The 21344-nt window shown below is 65.5% G+C and carries 20 protein-coding genes; 13 read left to right on the forward strand and 7 right to left on the reverse strand.

Annotated features, from left to right (window positions below):
* Nucleotides 1–127: 127 nt before the first annotated feature.
* Nucleotides 128–1324 (reverse strand): MFS transporter, encoded by a 1197-nt coding sequence (locus VK98_RS10745; RefSeq protein ID WP_156187826.1) that lies wholly within the window; start codon nucleotides 1322–1324, stop codon nucleotides 128–130.
* A gap of 101 nt (nucleotides 1325–1425) precedes the next feature.
* Between VK98_RS10745 and VK98_RS10750 the strand changes: the two genes are divergently transcribed.
* Nucleotides 1426–2205 (forward strand): helix-turn-helix domain-containing protein, encoded by a 780-nt coding sequence (locus VK98_RS10750; RefSeq protein ID WP_053077334.1) that lies wholly within the window; start codon nucleotides 1426–1428, stop codon nucleotides 2203–2205.
* Here the strand turns inward: VK98_RS10750 and wrbA are convergent.
* Nucleotides 2202–2801 carry an NAD(P)H:quinone oxidoreductase gene (gene wrbA, locus VK98_RS10755; protein ID WP_048414334.1) on the reverse strand — a complete coding sequence of 200 codons (600 nt, stop codon included), beginning with the start codon at nucleotides 2799–2801 and terminating at the stop codon, nucleotides 2202–2204. The genes VK98_RS10750 and wrbA overlap by 4 nt on opposite strands.
* Here wrbA and VK98_RS23690 point away from each other — a divergent pair.
* Together VK98_RS23690 and VK98_RS10760 are read left to right on the forward strand one after the other, a co-directional pair.
* Nucleotides 2800–2937, forward strand: a complete 138-nt coding sequence (locus VK98_RS23690) for a hypothetical protein (protein WP_156187827.1) — start codon at nucleotides 2800–2802, stop codon at nucleotides 2935–2937. The genes wrbA and VK98_RS23690 overlap by 2 nt on opposite strands.
* On the forward strand, nucleotides 2934–4136 hold the full coding sequence (locus VK98_RS10760) for a YihY family inner membrane protein (RefSeq protein WP_082158910.1): 1203 nt from the start codon (nucleotides 2934–2936) through the stop codon (nucleotides 4134–4136). Before VK98_RS23690 ends, VK98_RS10760 begins: the two co-directional genes overlap by 4 nt.
* Here VK98_RS10760 and VK98_RS10765 read toward each other — a convergent pair.
* Nucleotides 4088–4909, reverse strand: a complete 822-nt coding sequence (locus tag VK98_RS10765; protein ID WP_369700242.1) for a DUF3025 domain-containing protein — start codon at nucleotides 4907–4909, stop codon at nucleotides 4088–4090. The genes VK98_RS10760 and VK98_RS10765 overlap by 49 nt on opposite strands.
* Before the next feature lie 27 nt (nucleotides 4910–4936).
* Complete coding sequence (locus VK98_RS10770) at nucleotides 4937–7201, reverse strand: diguanylate cyclase (RefSeq protein ID WP_053077335.1); 2265 nt, start codon at nucleotides 7199–7201, stop codon at nucleotides 4937–4939.
* A 151-nt stretch (nucleotides 7202–7352) separates the two neighbouring features.
* Between VK98_RS10770 and cysG the strand changes: the two genes are divergently transcribed.
* From cysG to msbA, 10 genes are all read left to right on the forward strand, one after another.
* Nucleotides 7353–8744 carry a siroheme synthase CysG gene (gene cysG / locus VK98_RS10775; RefSeq protein WP_048414042.1) on the forward strand — a complete coding sequence of 464 codons (1392 nt, stop codon included), beginning with the start codon at nucleotides 7353–7355 and terminating at the stop codon, nucleotides 8742–8744.
* A gap of 190 nt (nucleotides 8745–8934) precedes the next feature.
* The gene (locus VK98_RS10780; protein WP_048414043.1) at nucleotides 8935–9342 is read left to right on the forward strand and encodes a PTS sugar transporter subunit IIA; all 408 of its coding nucleotides are present in this window, start codon (nucleotides 8935–8937) and stop codon (nucleotides 9340–9342) included.
* Nucleotides 9329–9598: an HPr family phosphocarrier protein gene (locus VK98_RS10785; protein WP_019100446.1), complete on the forward strand. Its 270-nt coding sequence runs from the start codon at nucleotides 9329–9331 to the stop codon at nucleotides 9596–9598. The genes VK98_RS10780 and VK98_RS10785 overlap by 14 nt, the downstream gene beginning before the upstream one ends.
* A gap of 22 nt (nucleotides 9599–9620) precedes the next feature.
* Nucleotides 9621–11360, forward strand: a complete 1740-nt coding sequence (ptsP, locus tag VK98_RS10790) for a phosphoenolpyruvate--protein phosphotransferase (protein ID WP_048414044.1) — start codon at nucleotides 9621–9623, stop codon at nucleotides 11358–11360.
* Nucleotides 11361–11379: 19 nt separating this feature from the next.
* On the forward strand, nucleotides 11380–12462 hold the full coding sequence (gene rfaQ, locus VK98_RS10795; protein ID WP_048414045.1) for a putative lipopolysaccharide heptosyltransferase III: 1083 nt from the start codon (nucleotides 11380–11382) through the stop codon (nucleotides 12460–12462).
* Nucleotides 12459–13613: a glycosyltransferase family 4 protein gene (locus VK98_RS10800; RefSeq protein WP_048414046.1), complete on the forward strand. Its 1155-nt coding sequence runs from the start codon at nucleotides 12459–12461 to the stop codon at nucleotides 13611–13613. Before rfaQ ends, VK98_RS10800 begins: the two co-directional genes overlap by 4 nt.
* 157 nt (nucleotides 13614–13770) lie before the next feature.
* The gene (locus tag VK98_RS10805) at nucleotides 13771–14745 is read left to right on the forward strand and encodes a glycosyltransferase family 9 protein (protein ID WP_197083029.1); all 975 of its coding nucleotides are present in this window, start codon (nucleotides 13771–13773) and stop codon (nucleotides 14743–14745) included.
* A complete protein-coding gene (locus tag VK98_RS10810; protein ID WP_048414047.1) occupies nucleotides 14738–16060 on the forward strand; it encodes an O-antigen ligase family protein in 1323 nt (440 codons plus the stop codon). Before VK98_RS10805 ends, VK98_RS10810 begins: the two co-directional genes overlap by 8 nt.
* Entirely contained in the window at nucleotides 16053–17156 is a 1104-nt protein-coding gene (locus VK98_RS10815; protein WP_048414048.1) for a glycosyltransferase family 4 protein, read from the forward strand. The genes VK98_RS10810 and VK98_RS10815 overlap by 8 nt, the downstream gene beginning before the upstream one ends.
* Nucleotides 17157–17207: 51 nt before the next feature.
* On the forward strand, nucleotides 17208–18968 hold the full coding sequence (gene msbA / locus VK98_RS10820) for a lipid A export permease/ATP-binding protein MsbA (RefSeq protein WP_048414049.1): 1761 nt from the start codon (nucleotides 17208–17210) through the stop codon (nucleotides 18966–18968).
* Between the two features lie 111 nt (nucleotides 18969–19079).
* Here msbA and VK98_RS10825 read toward each other — a convergent pair whose 3' ends face one another.
* The 3 genes from VK98_RS10825 to aroK form a co-directional block, all read right to left on the reverse strand.
* Nucleotides 19080–19463, reverse strand: a complete 384-nt coding sequence (locus VK98_RS10825) for a FimV family protein (RefSeq protein WP_231589254.1) — start codon at nucleotides 19461–19463, stop codon at nucleotides 19080–19082.
* 197 nt (nucleotides 19464–19660) lie between these two features.
* Complete coding sequence (aroB, locus tag VK98_RS10830; RefSeq protein WP_048414050.1) at nucleotides 19661–20740, reverse strand: 3-dehydroquinate synthase; 1080 nt, start codon at nucleotides 20738–20740, stop codon at nucleotides 19661–19663.
* A gap of 2 nt (nucleotides 20741–20742) precedes the next feature.
* Nucleotides 20743–21303 (reverse strand): shikimate kinase AroK, encoded by a 561-nt coding sequence (aroK, locus tag VK98_RS10835; RefSeq protein ID WP_048414051.1) that lies wholly within the window; start codon nucleotides 21301–21303, stop codon nucleotides 20743–20745.
* Nucleotides 21304–21344: the final 41 nt, after the last annotated feature.

The following is a 21344-nucleotide window of genomic DNA, read 5'->3' on the forward strand; positions in this document are numbered from 1 at the left end:
CGCTTTCTCAGCCGTTTTCGCCTTGTCTCGCTGTAGCTCGCGAGATCGTAAACACGTTCTCAGACGGCGCCGCAGGCGCGTTGGAAAAATTGAATGGCGGAAGTATCCGGGCAGGGCGGCGCCAGTGTCAAACCTTGTCGCCGCGCAGATCCGGCAGCAGGGCGGCCACCAGGCCCAGCAGCGGCAGGAAGGCGCACAGCCGATAGACGAACTCGATGCCGTGGCTGTCGGCCAGCTGGCCCAGCACCGCGGCGCCGATGCCGCCGATGCCGAAGGCGAAGCCGTAGAACATGCCGGACACCATGCCCACCCGGCCCGGCAACAGTTCCTGCGCGTAAATGATGATGGCGGGGAAGGCCGACGCCAGCACGAAGCCTATGCCCAGCGACAGCACGCTGGTCCAGAACAGATTGGCGTAGGGCAGCAGCAGGGTCAGCGGCGCGATGCCGAGGATGGAGAACCAGATCACCCGCTTGCGGCCGATGGCGTCGCCTATCGGGCCGCCGAAGATGGTGCCCAGCGCGACCGCGAGCAGGAACAGGAACAAATGCAGCTGCGCGGCTTGCACGCCCAGGCCGAAATGCTGGATCAGATAAAAGGTGAAGTAGCTGGTGATGCTGGCGGTGTAGAAATATTTGGAGAACAGCAGCACCAGCAAGGCGAACAGCGTCAGCTTCACGCGCGCCGGCGACAGTTGCGGCGGCGTAGCGGCTGCGGCGGTTTTGGCCTTGCGCTGTTGATGGCCGTACCACTGGCCGATCTTGAACAGCACCGCCATCGCCAGCAGCGCGGCCAGGCCGAACCAGGCGATGCTGCCCTGGCCCAGGGGTATGACGATCAGCGCCGCCAACAGCGGGCCGCTGGCGCTGCCGGCGTTGCCGCCCACCTGAAAGATGGATTGCGCCAGGCCGGGCCGGCCGCCGGAGGCCATGCGCGCCACCCGCGACGATTCCGGATGGAACACCGAGGAGCCGGTGCCCACCAGCGCCGCGGCCAGCAACAGCAGCGGAAAGCTGCCGGCGCTGGACAGCAGCAGCAGGCCGCACAGGGTGGCGCCCATGCCCAGCACCAGCGAGTACGGCATCGGCTTCTTGTCGGTATAGAGGCCGACCAAGGGTTGCAGCAGCGAGGCGGTGCACTGGTAGGTCAGCGTCATCAGGCCGATTTCGGCGAAGCTGAGCTGGTAATTGCCTTTGAGCAAAGGGTAGATCGCCAGCAGCAGCGATTGCAGCATGTCGTTGAGAAAATGGGAGAAACTGATGGCGCCCAGCACGCGGAAGCGAGTGCGGTCTTGGTCGGGCGCGATGGAAGCGGCGGTGGTCATGGACTTGAGCATCATTCAACTAGTGGGTGAATGTCATACTAGCGAGCAAAATAGCGTCCGTCCTGCCAAAATAAGGCAGTTATCTTCGCAAAAGAGGCATTGTGGCGGACTTCGAACATTTGCATGACTATGACGGCGGCGCGGCCCCGGTAGTGGGCAAGGCGCGCGATTACGCGGCCGGCGGCGTGTCGCCGCGTCACGCCCACCCCACCGCCCAGCTGTTGTACGCGGTGGAGGGGGTGATGATGGTCACCACCGATCAGGGGCGCTGGATCGTGCCGCCTACGCGCGGCATCTGGCTGCCCATCGCCACCTGGCATCAGGTGAACATGCTGAGCCGGGTGAGGATGCGCACGGTGTATGTGCGCGGCGACGCCCTGGAGGGCTTGCCGGCGGAGTGTTGCGTGCTGGCGGTGTCTCCCTTGCTGCGCGAGCTGATCCAGGCCGCGACCGGCGTCGCGGTGCCTTATCCGCCGGACAGCCGCGCGGAGCGGGTGATGCGCTTGATTCTGGACGAGATCCGCAGCCTGCCCAGCCTGGCCTTGTCGCTGCCGCAGCCGGCTTCGCCGGCGCTGGATCAGCTGTGCCGACAGTTGCTCAGCCATCCCGGCGACGCGCGCGGCGTCGCCGAGTGGGCGGCGCAGGCGGCGATGGACCCGCGCACTCTGCAGCGCCGTTTTCAGCGCGAGACCGGGCTCAGCTTCGGGCAATGGCGGCGACAGGCGCGGCTGATCGCGGCCTTGGAGCGTCTGGCGCGCGGCGCCAGCGTGCTGGAGGTGGCGCTGGACCTGGGCTACGCCAGCCCCAGCGCCTTCGCGACGATGTTCAAGCGCGAGCTGGGGGCGTCGCCCAGCGCCTTTTTCGACGCGCCGCTGCTTTAAACCGGAGCGGCCAGCTTCAGCGCAATCTCCGCCAGCCGGCGGCCCTGCGCCAGCGCCAGCTGTTTTTCGTCGTCGCTGATCGGCAGTTCGTTGCGCACGCCGGCGACATGGCTGACGCCGTAGGGCGTGCCGCCGGTGCTGGTCCGGGTCAGCGCGGCCTCGGTGTAGGGCAGGCCCACCATCACCATGCCGTGATGCAGCAGCGGCACCATCATGGTCAACAGCGTCGATTCCTGGCCGCCGTGCAGCGAGGCGCTGCTGGTGAACACGCAGGCGGGCTTGCCGGCCAGCGCGCCCTGCATCCATTCCGGGCTGGTGCCGTCCAGAAAGTATTTCACCGCCGCCGCCATATTGCCGAAGCGGGTGGGGCTGCCCAGCGCCAGGCCGACGCATTCGACGAGGTCGGCGGCTTCGACATAGGGCGCGCCGGCTTCGGGGACGGCGGCCTCGGTGGCTTCGCAGACCGCGGACACCTTGGGCACGGTGCGCAGCCGGGCCTGGCAGCCGGGCACGCTTTCGACGCCGCGGGCGATCAGCCGGGCCAGTTCGCGGGTGGCGCCGTGTTGGCTGTAGTAGAGCACCAGGAGGTCCTGCATGGGGTTGGAATCCTTGATTGAGGTGAACAAAAGAACGATTGGCCGCGCGCCGCCGCGCAAGCCGGTGCATGATAAAGCAACTCTTTGCGGCTTGCCTGATCCGCGCTTTGCCATTATTTTGCCGGGATGCAAATGAGTCGAATCGAACCGTATCTGGGCTTCGCGCGCTTCCTGGCCCGGCGCATGGGCAGCCATCGCGTCGCGCAAGTGTCCGGCAGCCTGACCTTCACCACGCTGTTGGCGCTGGTGCCCTTGTTCACCATCGCGCTGACGGTGATTTCCGCGTTTCCGGTGTTCTCCGATCTGAGCACCCGTTTCAAGATCATGCTGTTGTCCACGCTGGTGCCGGAGTTCGCCGGCAAGGTGATCACCGTCTATATGCGCCAGTTCGCCGACAACGCGGAGAAGCTGACCGCCGCCGGCATCGTGATGCTGGGCGTCACCGCGCTGATGCTGATGTCCACCATAGACCGCACTTTCAACGCCATCTGGGGCGTGCGCCGCGGGCGGCCGCTGTTGCAGCAGAGCATGGTGTACTGGACGGTGCTGACCCTGGGGCCGCTGGTGCTGGGCGGCAGCCTGCTGGCCTGGCGCAGCCTGTTCAAGATCAGCAAGTTCGACCACGCGCTGCCGGTGCTGGCCAATGTGGTCGAGGCCGGCGGCTCCATTCTGCTGACCGCGCTGGTGCTGTCTCTGTTGTACCGCATCGTGCCCAACCGTTTCGTGCCGATCAAGCACGCCAGCGTCGGCGCCTTGCTGACCGCGATCTTGCTGGAGGCCACTCGCGCGCTGTTCGGCTTCTACATCGGCCAGGTGGCCAATTACCAGTTGGTGTACGGCGCCTTCGCCAGCATTCCCATCTTCCTGCTGTGGGTGTACTGCCTGTGGATGGTGGTGCTCAGCGGCGCGGTGTTCACCGCCTCGCTGTCCTATTGGGAAGGCGACGCCTGGCGGCGGCGCTTCGAGCCGCGGCGGCGCTTTCTCGACGCGGTGGAGGTGCTGCTGCTGCTGGACGAGGCGCAGAACCGCGGCGAGCTGTTGAGTCCGGTCAAGCTGCGCAGCCAGGTGAAGGTGGGCTACGACGAACTGGGCTGGGTGCTGGACATGTTGAGCTCCCGCGGCTTTGTGCAGAAAAGCCAGCGCGACGGCTGGGTGTTGGGCAAGAAGCTGTCGGCCATCTGCATGGTGGAACTGTTCGAGCTGTTCGTCTATCGCAGCGACAACTACCGCGACGACGATGTCGGCGCCGGGGTGGAAAGCCTGCTGGGGCCGATGACGGCCGAGCTTCAGTCGGTGACGCTGGAGGACTTCGCTCGCCGCGTCGGGCGGAAGTAGTCGCGATTGTCGTAAAAGGCCGGATCTTCGTTGTCCGGCCACCAGCCGGGAACGCCTAGCAGCGGCAAGGGCCACAGCGCTCGCGGCGCCGGCATGAAGGCGTCGTCGTCCAGCCGGCGCGCCAGCGCCTCGTCCAGGTGCGCCAGCCGGCGCGCCTCGTCCCAAACAAAGAACTCCGCCGGCACTTGCAGCGGCAGCGCCTTGCCGCACCAGCCTATATGCGGCCGCAGGCCGACTTCGAACAGCGCGTGGCCGATGGCGTGGACGCCGATGCGGCGGTTCCAGTCGTCGCGGTGTTTCAGGAACAGGTCTTGCCATGCCATATCGTCCAGCATCCGGCTGAAGGCCGGGTCGGCGACGGCGACGATGGCGCCGCATTCGTCCAGCAGCGTGGCCGCGTCGCGCAGCGGGCCGCGCTTGGCCTCGCCGCGGGCGATGGCGCGCAGGTGGCGGCGGTTCAGCGCCAGCTTGCTCTGCGGCCAGGCCAGCCAGGCCAAGGCGTTGAACCAGTCGTGCCAATTGCCGGTGCGGGTGGGAATCTCTCCGGTGTGACCGATGTGCATCTCGTAATAGGCTTCCGGCTCCAGATCGCAGGCGAAGCGCAGTCCGGCCGGCAGCGCGTCCGGACGTTGTTGCCGGTAGCGCTGCAGCAGCAGGTCGTAGTCCGCCTGCTCCGGCCAGGCGGCGGGAGCGATCAGCGCGGCGGCGTCGCGGACGGGCAGATATAGCGGATGGGAGAGGTAGTCGGTTTGCCAGGCGCTCACAGTGGACATCTTGGGAAAGGGATTCAAGCCGCCATTTTAGCGCAACAGCAGCAATTCCTCGCCGCTGATGCAGTTGCGGCCGTTATGTTTGGCCTGGTACAGCTGTTTGTCCGCCCGGCCCAGCACTTCGTCGATTTCGGTTTCGTCGGCGCGCAGCACGGCGACGCCGATGCTGACCGTGTATTGCAGAACGCCGGCCTCGCCGCCCGGCAGGCGGGCGTCTGCGACGACGCGGCGCAGGCGCTCCGCCGCCAGCAGCGCGTCTTCCATCCGCGTGTCGGGCAGCACCGCGGCGAACTCCTCGCCGCCCAGGCGGCCGCAGATGTCGGTGCTGCGCAACACCTTGCGGCAGCTTTGGGCGAAGTGGACGATCACCTCGTCGCCTTTGGCGTGGCCATGGAGGTCGTTGATGCTCTTGAAGTGGTCCAGGTCCATCATCAGCACGGTCAACGACAACTGATAGCGTCGGTTGCGCTCGATCTCGCGGCTGGCCAACGCGATGAACTGGCGGCGGTTGCATAGCCCGGTCAGCTCGTCCAGGGTGGCGAGTTGATAGAGTTTCTTCTCGTGGGCGTCGCGTTGCAGCGCGATGGCGATCAAGTGGGTGCTGCGCTGCGCCAGCTGCAGCTCTTCCGGCTCGGGCTGGCGCGGGTCCGGATGGTAGATGGCGAAAGCGCCGAGCAGGCGGCGATCGCTGGAGAAGATGGGCGTGGACCAGCAGGCGCTCAGGCCGAAGGGGGCCACCAGCTCGCGGTAGCCGGCCCACAGCGGGCTGGTGGCGATGTCTTCGACGATCACCAGGCTTTTACGGTGGACGGCGGTGCCGCAGGAGCCGGCCTCCGGGCCCACCGGCACTTGCTCCAGCAGCTTGCGGTAGCCGGGCGGCAGGCTCTGGCCGGCGGCCAGGCGCAAGGTTTCGCCGACGGCGTCCAAGAGCATGATGGAACAGACGCCGCGGTTCAGCTGCGACTCCATCATCCGGCAGATCTGGTTCAGCGTGTCTTGCAGCGGCGCGTTGCCGGCGATCATTTCCATTACCGCGTTTTCTTCCGCCAGCAAGCGCTCGCTCTGGCGGCTGTCGGTGATTTCGCGTTCCACCGCCAGAATGCTGCGGAGTTCGCCGCCCAGGCCGAACTCGGGAAACAGCCTCACCTCGAAGATGAAGCGCCGGGCGCCCAGGCTCAGCTCCAGCTCGAAGCAGCGCGCCTCGCCGCCGGCGATCAGCAGCTCGCATTCCTCGGCGAAGCGCGCGCGCGCGGCTTCCGGCCAGGCTTTGTCGTGGACGCTGCGGCCTAGGTGTTCCTCGCGCGTCAGCGTCGAGTAGCGGCTGACGCTGCGGTTGATGAATTGGCAGCGCAGATCCAGATCGTAGCGGGCGATGACGTCTTCCGAGTTCTCCACCAGGGTGCGGAACTCCTGTTCGCGCCGCAGCATCGCGGACTCGGCCAGCTTGCGCGCGGTGACGATCTGGCACAGCGCGTGGATATGGCTGATGCGGCCGGTCCCGTCTTTGTGAAACTGGGTGCGTTGCTCCAGCCATTCCCAATGGCCGTGGGCGTGACGCACGCGGAACTCCATGCCGCAGGCGCTTTCCTGCCTTTGCTCCGGATGGCTGAGCAGGGCGCTGAACAGCGAGCGGTCTTCCGGGTGCAGCAGCTCCAGCCAGCGCGAAAACGCCATGCGTTCGGCGTCGGCCGGCAGGCCCAGCAAGGCGTGCAGCGTTTGCGGCGCTCCGCGCACCGCTTGGCCGGCCAGGTCGAACTCCAGCAAGCCCAGCCGCGCGTCCTGCAGCACCAGGCGCCAGTCTCCCAGCTCGCCGCCGGGGCCGTGAACGGGGGACGGTGTCTGCAGGCGCAGCAAGAGGTGGCCGGGGAGCGGGCAGGGCAGGGGAAAGGCCAGCAAATCGGCATGGGCCGCCAGCAGGCCGTCGCGATGGCCGGGATGGTCCGGCTCCAGCAGCAGCGCGAGGTCGTGCCGGCTGAAGCCGTAGTCGGTCAGGTCGCCGTCCTGGCGCGCGGGCGCCGGCGCGCAGCCGGAGACGGCGAGCAGGCGGCCGGCGGCGTCGGTCAGCGCCAGCGGCTGCCGGCTGTCCCGGACCTGGCGGCGGAGCGCGGCCAGCTGTCGCCGGCGCCGCCACGGCGGCACGCCCAGCAGCGCCAGCAAGGGGACCAGCAGCGGCCAGCCGGCGAACCAGTCCTGCGTCGCGGCTTGCGCGTAGTCGGCCCCGAGCAGGCACAGCGAACCCGCGGCGGCAAACAGGCGGCGATGCGGGTTGGCCCGGCGGCGTAAGGCAGGGTTCAAGCGGTTCTCCGGAGGCGCGGTGGCGCGCAAAGCTGCAATGATGGCACCAGGCGCAAAACAGGGCGCTTTTCGTAATATTGATAGCATTCGCCAGCGTCGTTTTTATGCAACAAATGCAGTATGCTGCAAACATTGTTGCGGAGCTGGCCAAATGGATTACTTCCCGATCTTCCTTAAACTGCAAGGCGCTTCCTGTTTGCTGGTGGGCGGCGGCGAGGTGGCGTTGCGCAAGGCGCGGCTACTGTTGTCCGCCGGCGCGGAGCTGACGGTGGCGGCGCCGGAGCTGACGCCCGAGCTGGCCGAGATGGCGAGGCAGGGCCAGCTGACGCATTTGCGCGCCTGTTTCGATCCGGCCCAGGTCAGCGGCCGGCGCCTGGTGGTGGCCGCCACCAACGAGCGCGAGGTCAACCGCCAAGTCTCGGCGTCCTGTCAGGCCTTGAATATCCCCGTCAACGTGGTGGACGACCCCGAGTTGTCCAGCTACATCACCCCGGCCATCGTCGACCGTTCGCCCCTGGTGATCGCCGTCTCCACCGGCGGCGGCGTGCCGGTGCTGGCGCGCTTGATCCGCGGCCGGCTGGAAAGCCTGATTCCCAGCGGTTTTGGCCGGCTGGCGCGTTTCGCCGCCGGCTTCCGCGACCGGGTCAAGGCCGGCATTCCCGACGTCGAGCGTCGGCGGGCGTTCTGGGAGTCGGTGCTGGAGGGGCCGCTGGCCGAGGCGGTGATCAACGGCGACGAGGCCGCCGCCGAGCAGGCGATGGAGCGACGGCTGGAGGACGCCGGCGCGGAGGCGGCGCAGGGCGCGGTCTATCTGGTGGGGGCGGGGCCGGGCAATCCGGATTTGCTGACCTTTCGCGCGCTGCGGCTGATGCAGCAGGCCGACGTGGTCTTGCACGACAATCTGGTGGCGCCGGAGCTGCTGGAACTGGTGCGTCGCGACGCCGAGCGCATTTACGTGGGCAAGGCCAGAGCCAACCATGCGCTGCCGCAAGGCGACATCAATCTCTTGATGGTAGAACTGGCGCAGCAAGGCAAGCGGGTGCTGCGGCTCAAGGGCGGCGATCCGTTCACCTTCGGCCGCGGCGGCGAGGAAATCGAGACGCTGGCGGCGCACGGCGTCGCCTTCGAGGTGGTGCCCGGCATCACCTCCGCCAGCGGCGCGGCGGCGTACGCCGGCATACCGCTGACTCATCGCGATTACGCGCAGTCGGTGACCTTCGTCACCGGCCACAAGCAGGACGGCAGCATTCACCTTGACTGGCCCGCGTTGACCCGGCCGGCCCAGACCGTAGTAGTCTACATGGGGGTCTCCACCGCCCAGGAGCTGTGCCGGGCCTTCATCGAGCACGGCAAGCCGGCGGCGACGCCGGCCGCCGCGGTGGAATGGGCGACCACGGAACGCCAGCGCACGGTGGCCGGCACGCTGCAGGATCTGCCGGAACTGATGTCCCGGCATCACATCGCTTCGCCCGCCTTGATCATCGTCGGCGAGGTGGTGGGATTGGCGGACAAGCTGGGATGGTATCGGACCCGGATCCACTGAGCTTTAAGTTTTGCCGTTGCGCTGCTTGAGAAAAGCGCGCTATACAAGGCGGAGGGCCGCGGGAAAGGCAGACGCCGGCAGACCCGGGAAGAATACTGCTGATACAATGGCGGACTGACGTGTTGATCAACCTTTTTGCTTCAGCGTTCCGGCCTCGGGCCGACGACGCTGCCAACATGAAGAATCAGGCATGGTAGGTGTATTGATAATCGCGCATGGCGACCTGGGGCGCAGTCTGGCGGATTGCGCCAGGCATATCCTGGGCCGAGAGCCGGAAAATCTGGCGGTGATGGCGGTCGACAAGACCGATGACCCGGAAAGCAAGCAAGCTGAAGCCCAGTTGTTGGTGGACAGGCTGGACGCGGGCGACGGGGTGGTGATCCTGACCGATATGTATGGCGGCACGCCGTCCAATATCGCCAGCCGGCTGATCCGGCCTGGGCGGGTGGAGGCGGTGGCCGGGGCGAGTCTGCCCATGGTGGTCCGAGCCTTGTGCTATAGCAGCCAGCCGTTGGAAATCGTCGTCAGCAAGGCGATCACCGGCGGCCTGGAGGGCGTGCTTTATATTATTCCGGGGGAAGGCAATGCTGCGAATTGAAGTGGAAATCATCAACAAGCTTGGCCTGCATGCCCGCGCCTCCAGCAAGTTCACCCAGCTGGCCAGCCGCTACAAAAGCGATATCTTCATCGCGCGCAACAATCGCCGGGTCAACGGCAAGAGCATCATGGGCGTGATGATGCTGGCGGCGGCCAAGGGCGCGACCGTGGAACTGGAGGTGAGCGGGGAGGATGAGCAAGTGGCGCTGGACGCCCTGGTGGCCCTGATCAACAACCGGTTCGACGAAGCCGAATAAGCCGGAGCCTGAGGATGGGACGATGAGCATCATCCTGCACGGGGTGGCCATAGGCGGCGGCATTGCCATTGGCCGCGCCCATTTGATTTCGCGCAGCATGGACGATGTCGCGCATTATCTGCTGGAAGACGAGGAAGTCCCGGCGGAACTGGCGCGTTTCGACGAAGCCATCCGCGACACCCGCAAGGAACTGGAAATGCTGTGGGGCAGCATTCCGGAGAACGCGCCGGCGGAGCTGGGCGCGTTTCTGTCCTTGCACATCATGCTGCTGGGCGACGTCACCATCTCGCGCGAACCGCGCGAAATCATCGAGAAACAGCGCTGCAACGCCGAATGGGCGTTGAAGCTGCAATGCGAGTCCTTGGTCGAGCAGTTCGACGCGATCGAGGAGGACTATCTGCGCGAGCGCAAGAACGATGTGCTGCAAGTGGTCGAGCGCATCTTCAAGAACCTGGACGGCGACGTGCCGCAGCTGCCGGCGCCGGAAGACCTGGTCGACGACCACATCCTGGTGGCGCACGATCTGTCGCCGGCCGACATGGTTTATTTCAAGGACTCCAACTTCGCCGCCTTCATCACCGATGTCGGCGGCGCCACCTCGCATACCGCGATTCTGGGGCGCAGCCTGGACCTGCCGTCGGTGATCGCCTTGCACCACTCGCGCGAACTGATTCGCGAAGACGAGTTGATCATCGTCGACGGCTTGCAGGGCGTGGTGATCATCAATCCGGACGACATTGTGCTGGCCGAGTATCGCCGCCGGCTGCGCGCCTGGCGCGACGCCCGGCGCAAGCTGTCGTCCATCCGCAAATCCAACGCCAAGACCCAGGACGGCACCGCGATCGAACTGCTGGCCAATATCGAGCTGCCGCAGGACGTGGAGGACGTGCGCAAGTCCGGCGCGGTGGGCGTGGGCCTGTTCCGCAGCGAATTCCTGTTCCTGGGCCGCGACACCCTGCCGGACGAGGACGAGCAGTACGAGGCCTACCGGCACGTGGCGGAAACCATGAAGGGCCTGCCGGTGACCATCCGCACCATGGACCTGGGCGCGGACAAAAACCCCAAGTGGCTGAATCACGCGGTGGCGGACAATCCGGCGCTGGGCCTGACCGGCATCCGCCTGTGCCTGGCCGAGCCGCTGATGTTCCGCGAACAGTTGCGGGCCCTGTTGCGCGCCTCGGTGCACGGCAAGATCAAGGTCTTGTTCCCGATGGTGAATTCGCTGCCGGAGTTGAAGCAGGCGCTGGCGCAGTTTGAATACGCCAAGCAGGAGCTGCGCGAGGAGAAGATCGCCTATTCGGAAGAGATCGAAGTGGGCGCGATGATTGAAATCCCGTCGGCGGCGCTGGTGGTGGGCAGCTTTCTTAAGCACATCGACTTCCTGTCGGTGGGCACCAACGACTTGATCCAGTACACGCTGGCGATCGACCGCAACGACGACTCGGTCAGCCATCTGTACGATCCCATTCATCCGGCGGTGCTGAAGCTGATCCTGCACACCATCAAGGCCGGCATCAAGGGCGGGGTGCCGGTGTCGGTGTGCGGCGAGATGGCCGGCGACGCCAGGCTGACGCGCTTGTTGCTGGGCATGGGGTTGCGCAAGTTCTCCATGCATCCGGCCAACCTGCTGGCGGTCAAGCAACAGGTGCTCAACACCCATCTGGATCAGATCGCGCCGATTACGGCGCGCATGCTTAGAACCGAAGACCCTGATAAAATCGCCGATCTTTTGCAACAACTGAATGCCGAGCCGGGCGTCTGATCCGGCTTTTTCCTTTCTTATGCTGAACGATCCCATAGACCTGAACGCCGTGCGGCGGGTGCTGGTCATCAAGCTGCGCCACCATGGCGACGTGCTGCTGACTTCGCCGCTGTTTTCCGCGCTGCGGGAGCAGGCGCCGCATCTGGAGATCGACGCGCTGGTTTATCACGACACCCGTGAGATGCTGAGCCTGCATCCGGCCATTGCGCAACTGCACACCATAGACCGCAATTGGAAAAAACTGGGGCCGCTGGGCCAGTGCCGCGCCGAGCTCGGCCTGCTGGGCCGCTTGCGCGCCCGGCGCTACGATCTGGTGATCACGCTGACCGAGCATAATCGCGGCGCCTGGCTGGCGCGCCTGCTCGCGCCGCGCTGGTCGGTGGGGCCGCAAGGGCCTTACGGGCGCTTCTTCAAGAAAAGCTTCACCCACCGCTATCTGCAGGTGCCGGGCAATCGCCGCCACACCATTGAAATCCATCTGGACGCCTTGCGGCGGATCGGCGTGTATCCGGACGCGGACCAGCGCGAACTGGTGCTGGTGCCGGGGCACAACGCCGAGGCCACGCTGGCGGCCAAGCTGGCCGAGCGCGGCTTGCGGCCGGGCGCTTACATCCTGGTGCATCCGACTTCGCGCTGGTCGTTCAAGAGTTGGCCGGCGGAGAAAATGAGCGCGCTGATCGACGTCTTGAGCGCGCGCGGCGAACAACTGGTGCTGTCGGCCGCGCCGGGCGCGGAAGAGATGGCGATGATCGCCGACATCGAAGCGCGGCTGAAACGGCCGGTGGCCAGTCTGGCCGGCCAGCTGAGCCTGAAGGAGCTGGCGGCGGCGATAGACCAGGCGCGGCTGTACATCGGCGTGGACTCGGTGCCCATGCACATCGCCTCGGCGATGAAGACGCCTTGCGTCGCCTTGTTCGGCCCGTCTGGAGATGTCGAATGGGGTCCGTGGCAGGTGCCGCACCGGGTGGTGTCGGAGCCCGTGCCCTGTCGCCCCTGCGGCAACGCCGGCTGCGGCGGCGGCTGGCGGAGCGAATGTCTGCAGCGCATTGAAGTGGGCGCGGTGCTGGCGGCGGTGGACGCGGTCTTGAAGGAAAGCGCATGAAGCGGCTGGCGATTATCCGGCAGAAGTACAATCCGGCGGGAGGCGCGGAGCGCATCGTCAGCGCCATCGTCAAGCAATTGCAAGCCGGCGGCGAGTTCAGCCCGCTGTTGATCAGCCGCAATTGGGAAAGCCTGCCGGGCGTGGACACGCTGCGGGTCAAGCCGTTTTACCTGGGCAGCGTCTGGCGCGACTGGAGCTTTGCCCGCGCCGCCCGCGCCGCGTGGACGCAGGCCGGCGCCGAGCTGGTGCAGTCGCACGAGCGCATTCCCGGCTGCCATGTGTTCCGCGCCGGCGACGGCGTGCACGCCGCCTGGTTGGACGCGCGGTTGGAGGGCGCGTCCTGGTGGCGGCGGCTGAGCACCTTTTGCAACCCTTACCACCACTTCATGCTGCGCACCGAACGCGCGATGTTCCGGCATTCGGCATTGCGGGCGGTCATTTGCAATTCGGCCCTGGTGCGCGACGACGTGGTCGGTCGTTTCGGCGTGGACCCTGGGCGTTGCGCGGTGATCCACAACGGCGTGGACAGCGACTTTTTCAATCCGGCCGCGGCTCGCGAACAGCGGGTAGCGCTGCGCGAGCGCTACGGCATTCCGCCGACGGCGCCGACGCTGGTCTACGTGGGCTCGGGCTTCGAGCGCAAGGGCGTGGCGCAGGCGCTGCGCGCCGTCGCGCCGCACGCGGCCGTGCATCTGGTGGTGGTGGGCGGCGACAAGAAGCTGGCGCGCTATCAGAGCCTGGCGGCGCGCTTGGGGGTGTCCGAGCGCGCGCACTTCACCGGTCCGCAGCGCGATGTCCGCAGCCATTACGGCCTGGCGGACGGCTTCATCCTGCCTACGCTGTACGAGCCGTTTGGCTCGGTGGTGATAGAGGCGATGGCCTGCGGCCTGCCGGTGCTGACCAGCACCCGTTGCGGCGGCGCGGAGTTGCTGGAGCCGGGCGTCACCGGCTGGTTGGCCGCGGCGGGGGACGCCGCCGCCTGGCAAGACAATGTGGCGGCCTGGCTGGCCGCGCGCGCGGATTGGCCGCGCAGCGGCGAGCTTGCGCGCGCGCGGGTGGCGGGCTTGAGCGAGAGCAATATGGTGGCGCAGATGCTGGCCTTGTACCGGGAGCTGTCGGCCGCCGGCGGCGGGCGCGGAGCTGGCGAATGAGGGACGGGCGATGAGGCCGGGACGCTTTCCCGGGCGCTTGCTGATTTTCGCGGCGCTGTTGTTGCGGCTGCCATTGCAGTGGCTGCGCCGCAAGCCGGACCCCGAGAGCGCGCGCCGGATACTGATTCTGCACCAGTTTCTGCTGGGCGACGCCTTGATGGCGACCAGCCTGCTGGCCAAGGCGCGCGAGCGCTTTCCCAAGGCGGAGATCGTGCTGGCCTGCCCGCCGGGGCAGGCGCCCTTGTATGCGTCGCGGCCGTACGGCATCCGGCCGCTGCCCTGGCTGCCGCGCGATTTCGCTTCGATCCGGCGCTTGTTCGCCGAGGAGCGTTTCGACATCGCCTACCTGATGGGCGAAAACCGGCTGAGCTTTCTGGCGCGCGCGATCGGCGCCCGCTGGATTGTCGGCTTCGCCGGGGAAACGCCGCGTTACAAGAACTGGCTGTTGGACGAGGCGGTGGCGTACGCCGGGCAGCCGGAGGCCTGGACCGATACCGCCGCCCGTTTGATCGACGGGCCCGAGCCCCGGCCGTTTCGTCTGCGGGATTGGCCGACGGAGGCTGAAGGGCTGCCGCCCTTGCCGCCGCGTTTCGTCGTGCTGCACGTCGGCGCGAGTTCGGCGACCCGCTTTTGGCCCGCGTCCAGCTGGAACCGGGTCGCGGCCGCGGTCCGGGCTTGCCGGTGCACGGTGCTGTGGTCGTGCGGGCCCGGAGAGCAGCACTTGCTGTCGGCAGTCGAGGCGGCTCCCGACGATATCGTGATGGCCGGCACGCTGAGCCTGGCGCAATTGCGCGCGGTCTTGAGCCGAGCCAGCGCCTGCGTGTGCCCGGACACCGGCATCGCGCATCTGGCCAAAGTGGCGGGCGCGCCCTTGCTGATGCTGTTCGGACCGGGCAGCGAGACCTTGTTCGGCGCGAGCCGCTTTTTCGCCGGCTTCACCTGCGTCGGCGTCGGCCCCGCATGGTTTCCTTGCCGCAATCAGCGCAGCGTGCATTATCGCGATGTCGATTGGGCTTTGCGTTGTTTCAGAAAATTTGGCGATCAAACCGGCGAATGCCGTCAGGCGCAGTGCATGGCCGCAGTGCCAGCCGGGCAGGTGGCCGAGACCTTGGAAAAACTTCTGCATGCATGATCATCTGAGTATCGAGCCGCGCTGGCATGGCCGCTTGGCGGTTGGCCTGTCCCTGGCGTTTTTGACCTTGGCCAATGTGTCCCACACGATTGCGCTGCGCTATGTGATCTTGCTGGTGATGCTGATCCTGGTGGCGAAAGACTACGCCGGGCTCAGACGTCACTGGCGCGAGCAGCGAGGGCCTGTTGTAGCGATAGGCGCGTTCTTGCTATACGCATTGCTTCACACCCTATTGCTTTCGATGTGGCCGGAAGCCTCCGCCAGCGAATTCCGCAGCCAGTTATTGATCGGAGGCTTGTGGTTTGCGGCTGGCCTGGCCTTGTTCCGCGCGCCTCGCGGCTGGACGATTTCGGACTTGGTCATCGTCGCCGGCTGCGTATTGGCCTTGGTGGAGTTCGGCCATGGCGCTTACGTCTATCTGACGGCTGGGCAGTGGCCGTACAACGAAGTATTCACCACCGCCACCAAGCTGGAGTTCACCTTCTTCATGAACTTTGTGCTGGCGTTCATTGTGGCCGCGTTTTGCTTCGGGCAACGCGGGGCCCAGCCGCTGACGCGCTTTCCACGTTGGGCGCTATGCTTGGCAGCAGCCTTGATCCTGTTCGTCAGTCTCAAAGCGGGCGCTCGCAACGGCATGATTGGTCTTGTTTACCTGATGCTGTCCATGCTGCTGGTTTACTCTGTTTTTGAAGGGGTGAAGACAGGATGGGGCAAGACTTTGGCGATTGCCGTGGTAGTTTTGGCTGCAGTGGGCGGTATCTCGGCGTATACGATCAAGAAGGATAGCCGGAACCAGGTGTTTGTAGAGTCGGCGACTGCCGGATGGCACTATGGCGACACCAAAGCCTGGCTGCGGATGGAGCCCTATCCTAAGTTGTCAAATGGCATGGCGGTAGATGATTCTGCCTATGAGCGAGTGGCCTGGATCCACAGCGGTTTGGATCTCATCGCGGCCAAGCCCATGGGTTATGGCTATAGCCGCAATGCTTTCACCAATGCCTTGACGGCGACGGGTCGTCCCAACCACGTAGGTCATAGCCACAGTGGCTTCATCGATCTGGGCGTGGGTTTGGGCGTGGCCGGCATCGCGCTATGGCTGGCGTTCTGCGGCGTGTTGATCTGGACCGGCTACCAAGCCTTCCGTCTGCGCCGCGATACGCTGGGACTGGTGCTGATGCTGGTGAGCTGCGGTTTCCTCGGACGCATGTTGTTGGAAAGCGTGAACAAGGATCATATGCTGCATATCTTTCTGTTCACCGCCGCCGCCCTGTTGGCGGAGCTGAGACAGCGGGAGAAAGGCGCGGCGCATGAGTGATTGGGTGTTGTTCACCGAGTCCTCCCCCAATGTCGGCGGGCAGGAGTTGCAGCTTATGCAGCAAATGCGCCTGTTGGGGGAGCGCGGTTTTCGTCCGGTGCTCGCCTGCCGGCCGCAGACGCGGGTGATGGAGGAGGCTTGCCGGCGCGGCTTGGAAGTATTGCCGCTGCGTTTTCGCAACAGTCTCCACCTGCCGTCTATCTTGGCCTTGAGCGCCTGGATGCGTCGTCATCGCCCGCGGCTGGCCATCTGCCACAGCGGACACGACAGCAATAATCTGGCCATTGCCGCGCGGCTGACGGGACGCTGCCGGCCCTTCCTGCTGCGTTCGCGCACTTATCAGCCCGGCCAGGCGTCGGCCTGGAGCTATAACCAGCTGATGGACGCGACCATGCTGCCCAGCGCTTATCTGAAGCGCTGCCTGCTGGAAAACCCGGCGATACGAGCCGACAAGCTGCATGTGGTCTACCCCGGCATCGATTTCGCCGCCCTGGACCAAGCCGCCGCGCTGCCCTTGCCGGCAGAGCTGGAGCAGTGGCTGTCCCGTTCCGCAGGCCCCTTGTTGGTGCAGGCGGCGATGTTGCGCGGCGAAAAAGGACATAGGACGGTGTTGGCGGCCTTGGACTTGCTGAAGAACAAATGGCCGGACGCGCGTTATGTGATTGCGGGGGAAGGGCCGGAGCAGCAGGCGATCGCCGAACTGGCGCGGCAACTGGGCTTGCAGCACAAAGTCTTGCTCGCCGGCGTGGTAAGCCCGGTGGCGGCGCTGCTGGCGCGCGCCGATCTGGTGTTGATGCCGTCCAGCTATGAGCCGCTGGGCATGTCGCAGATCGAGGCGTTGGGCCTCGGCGTGCCGGTGATCGCCAGCGATACCGGCGGTATTCCCGAGACCATGCGCCACGGCGAAACCGGCGTGTTGGCGCCGCCGGGAGACGCTGCCGCCTGGGCCGAGGCGATCGACCAGGCGCTGAGCCAGCCGGCAGTGATGAAGGCCTGGGCTCAGGCCGGGCGCGTCGATGTGCGCTCGCGCTTCGCGCCGGAACAGAATTTGCGGCGCATCCTTGAACTTGGCGGTTTGAACGCGCCGGGGATGTGAGGCTCTGATTCATGACCGCCCGCGGACGCGGGCGTTGGACGATAGGAACGAATGAAGAATTCTTTGCATAGCAACTGGGCAATCTACCGCCGTTTGCTGGGATATTTGGGCCGTTATTGGAAGGTCTTTCTGATCTCGCTGGTGTCGATGACGGTGGCGGCCTTGACCGAGCCGGCCTTCGCCCGCCTGATGAAGCCCTTGATCGACAACGGCTTCGTCAACCGCGACCCGCATGCGATCGCCTGGGTGCCCTTGGCCATCATCGGCGTGTTCGCGGTGCGCGGCGTTACCAGCTTCATCAATGAATACACCTCCAGCTGGCTGACCGGGCATCTGGTGCAGACGCTGCGCGAACAGATGTTCGCCAAGATGCTGCGCCTGCCGGTGCAGTACTATGCCGACAACCAGTCCGGCCGTCTGGTGTCGCGGATTTCCTACGACGTCAACCAGGTTACCGAAGCCGGCTTCAGCGTGATCACGGTCACGGTCAAGGACGGCGTCACCGCGATCAGCCTGCTGGCCTGGCTGTTGTACATAGACTGGCAGTTGACGCTGATCTGTCTGCTGGTGCTGCCGGTGGTGTCGTTCTGCATGCGGGTGGTGGGCAAGCGCCTGCGCAATCTGTCGCGCGAGAACCAGCAGAATATGGCCTTGTTGACCCAGGTCTTGGGCGAGGGCATCAGTTGCCAGCGCGTGATCAAGGTCTACGGCGGCGAAGCGCGCGAGAGCGAGCGCTTTCACCAGGCGGCGGCGGCCATCCGCCGCAACGCGGTCAAGCAGAGCGCGGCGACCTCCGCCAACACCGGCGTCACTCAGCTGATGATCGCCTGCGCGCTGGCCGCCATCCTGTATTTCGCCACGCTGCGCGCCCAGGGCGGCGCGTTCACCGCCGGCGACTTCATGTCCTTCTTGACCGCGATGATGCTGCTGTTCGCGCCGGTCAAACGCATCACCGGCATTGCTCAGGCGATGCAGCGCGGCCTGGCGGCGGCGGAGTCGGTCTTCGATTTCCTCGACTTGCCGGAAGAGCCCGATCACGGCCGCACCGCCTTGCCGCGCACGCGCGGCAAGTTGCAGCTGTCGGGGGTGAATTTCCGCTACCCGGCGGCGGAGCGGCAGGTGTTGCGCGATATTAATCTACAGGTCAATCCCGGCGAAACCGTCGCCTTGGTCGGTTCGTCCGGCAGCGGCAAAACCACCCTGGTCAGCCTGATTCCGCGATTTTACGATCCGGACGACGGTGAAATCCGTTTGGACGACGTGCGCTTGCAGGACATGCCCTTGAACGATCTGCGCCGGCATATCGCCATGGTCAGTCAGGACGTGCTGCTGTTCAACGACAGCGTGGCGGCCAATATCGCCTACGGCGAAGCCTCGCACAGCCGCGAAGCGGTGGTGGAAGCCGCGCGCGCGGCCAATGCGCTGGAGTTCATCGAGGCGATGCCGGAGGGCTTTGACACCCTGATAGGCGAAAACGGCGTACGCCTGTCCGGCGGCCAGCGCCAGCGGCTGGCGATTGCTCGCGCCCTGCTGAAGAACGCGCCGTTGTTGATTCTGGACGAGGCGACTTCGGCGCTGGACACGCAGTCCGAAAGACTGGTGCAAAGCGCGCTGGAAAACCTGATGAAAAATCGCACCACCATCGTGATCGCCCATAGACTGTCGACGATTGAAAACGCCGATCGCATCGTGGTGATGCATCACGGCGAGATCGCCGAGGAAGGCTCGCACGCGCAGCTGCTCGCGCGCGAAGGACTCTACGCCAAGCTGCACAGCCTGCAGTTCAAGGACGAGGACGGCGCGGCGGGCTGAGTGGACTCTAGGACGAAATCAAGCCGGCCAGGGCGGAGGCCATGGCCGGTTTGACCGCATCGAGGACTCGGAACGCGTTTACGATCTCGCGAGCTAATCGTAAGCAGGTTCTCAGAGCTTGATTTCGAACAGCGGGTCCTGCGGCGCCAGCCGGCGCCCGTTTTCCTGAATGGTGTGCCAGACCGGCTGACCTTGCACTTGCGATTGAACGTCGCGCGCCAGCAGGCAGTAAGCTTCGCGATTGCATTCGCTGGAATAGGCGCGCAACAGCGTGACCTTGGCCGGAAGATCGTCCGGATTGTCGCGCAGCGAATCTTTCAGCACCCGCACCGCGTCGCGGGTGCGGCCATAGGCGAGAAAAACCTCCGCTTCGCCCACCGGATCGATGCCGCGCTGGCACGGCTTGGTGTAACGTACTTTCTTCCAAAAGAATCGCAGGGCGTAATAACCCGCCATCAGTCCGAAACTGGCGGCGAACGCGCTCAACGCTACCATGTGGCTTCTCCCCTTCCGCTTTGCAACGACTTGGCCTCGCCGGCGGCTCCCCGACATTGTGCGCTCTGGCTTCAAGCTTTGCGCGGGGCTTTCCTGCCGGCCTTCTCCATCTCCAGTAGATTCATTATTCTGATGAAGCGGCGCGAGCGGCAATCCGTAGAAATCCTTATCGAATCTGTACCGATGCCGTTTGAACGCTAACTATTGCCGTCCAGTATTTTCTCGAGTATTGCAGAGGGGAGGCCGGCCTGAATAGTGGCGCGTCCCAGCTGTTGCAATAGTACGAATCGAATGGTGCCCGCTTCGACTTTCTTGTCGTGGCTCATCAGCTCCAGCCAGCGCTCCAGCGGCATCCGCGGGCTCTTGACCGGCAGGCCGGCGGCGGCCACCAGGCGGCGCACGCGTTCGACGTCCGCGGAGGACAGCCAGCCCAGTTCGGCGGAGGCGGCGGCGGCCAGCACCATGCCGGCACCGATGGCCTCGCCGTGCAGCCAGACGCCGTAGCCCAGGCCGGCCTCGATGGCGTGGCCGAAAGTGTGGCCCAGATTGAGCAGGGCGCGCACGCCTTGCTCCTTTTCATCCTGGCCGACGATGTCGGCCTTCATCTCGCAGCTGCGCTTGACCGCGTGTTGCAGCGCGTCCGGGTCGCGCGCGCGCAGGCGCGGCATATTGTCCTCCAGCCAGCCGAGGAAGGCGGCGTCGCCCAGCAGGCCGTACTTGATCACCTCGGCGAGGCCGGCGGACAACTCGCGCTCCGGCAGCGTGTCCAGCAGCGACATGTCGGCGATCACCGCCTTGGGCTGGTAGAACGCGCCTATCATGTTCTTGCCCTGCGGATGGTTGATCGCGGTTTTGCCGCCGACCGAGGAATCGACTTGCGCCAGCAGGGTGGTGGGAATCTGGATGAAGGGCGCGCCGCGCTGGTAGCAGGCGGCGGCGAAGCCGGTCATGTCGCCGACCACGCCGCCGCCCAGCGCGATCAGGGTGGTCTTGCGTTCGGCGTTGCGCGACAGCAAGGCGTCGAAAATCAGGTTCAGCGTGTTCCAGTCCTTGTGCTGCTCGCCATCGGGCAGCACGACGCTGAAGGACTCGATCCGATGTTGGGCCAGCGCCTGTTGCAGCCGGGCCAGATAGAGCGGCGCCACGGTCTCGTTGCAGACGATGGCGACCTTGGGCAAGGGCAGATGGGGAAGCAGCAACTCGACCTGTTCCAGCAAGTCCCGGCCAATGTGAATCGGGTAACGGGTGTCGGGCAGGATCAGGTCGAGGGTAATCACAATCAGCTTCCTTGTGCGGGTCTGTATTTGGGGGGGAGGCCGGCGAGTTGCTCCATCAGGCGGGCAACCAGCAGGCTGACATTCTGCTGCGTGGTGTCGACGACGATGTCGGCCACCTCGCGGTATAAGGGGTCGCGCTCCTGGAACAGGCTTTCCAGCTTGGCCCTGGGGTCGGCGATTTGCAGTAATGGACGGTTTTTGTCGTGCAGGGTGCGGGCCAGCAGATCGTCTATGGTGGCGCGCAGATAGATCACGGTGCCGTGAGCGGCCAGGCAGGCGCGGTTTTGCGGGCGGATCACCGCGCCGCCGCCGGTGGCCAACACGATGTTGTCCAGGCGGGCGAGGTCGGCGATGACCGAGGTTTCTCGGTCGCGGAAGCGCAGCTCTCCCTCGATGTCGAAGATGGTCGCGACGCGAACGCCGGTCCTGGCCTCGATTTCGTGGTCAGAGTCGTAAAAGGTTTTGTCGGTGCGCCGCGCCAAAGCTCGGCCCACCGTGGTCTTGCCCGCGCCCATCAAGCCGACCAGAAAAAAATTGCCTGCCGGTTTCTCCATGGCAGGCATTGTAGCCGAGCTTGGCCGCGCTGTCTTTCGGCGTTGCAGCA

Source organism: Chromobacterium sp. LK11 (assembly GCF_001043705.1).
GTDB lineage: Bacteria > Pseudomonadota > Gammaproteobacteria > Burkholderiales > Chromobacteriaceae > Chromobacterium > Chromobacterium alkanivorans.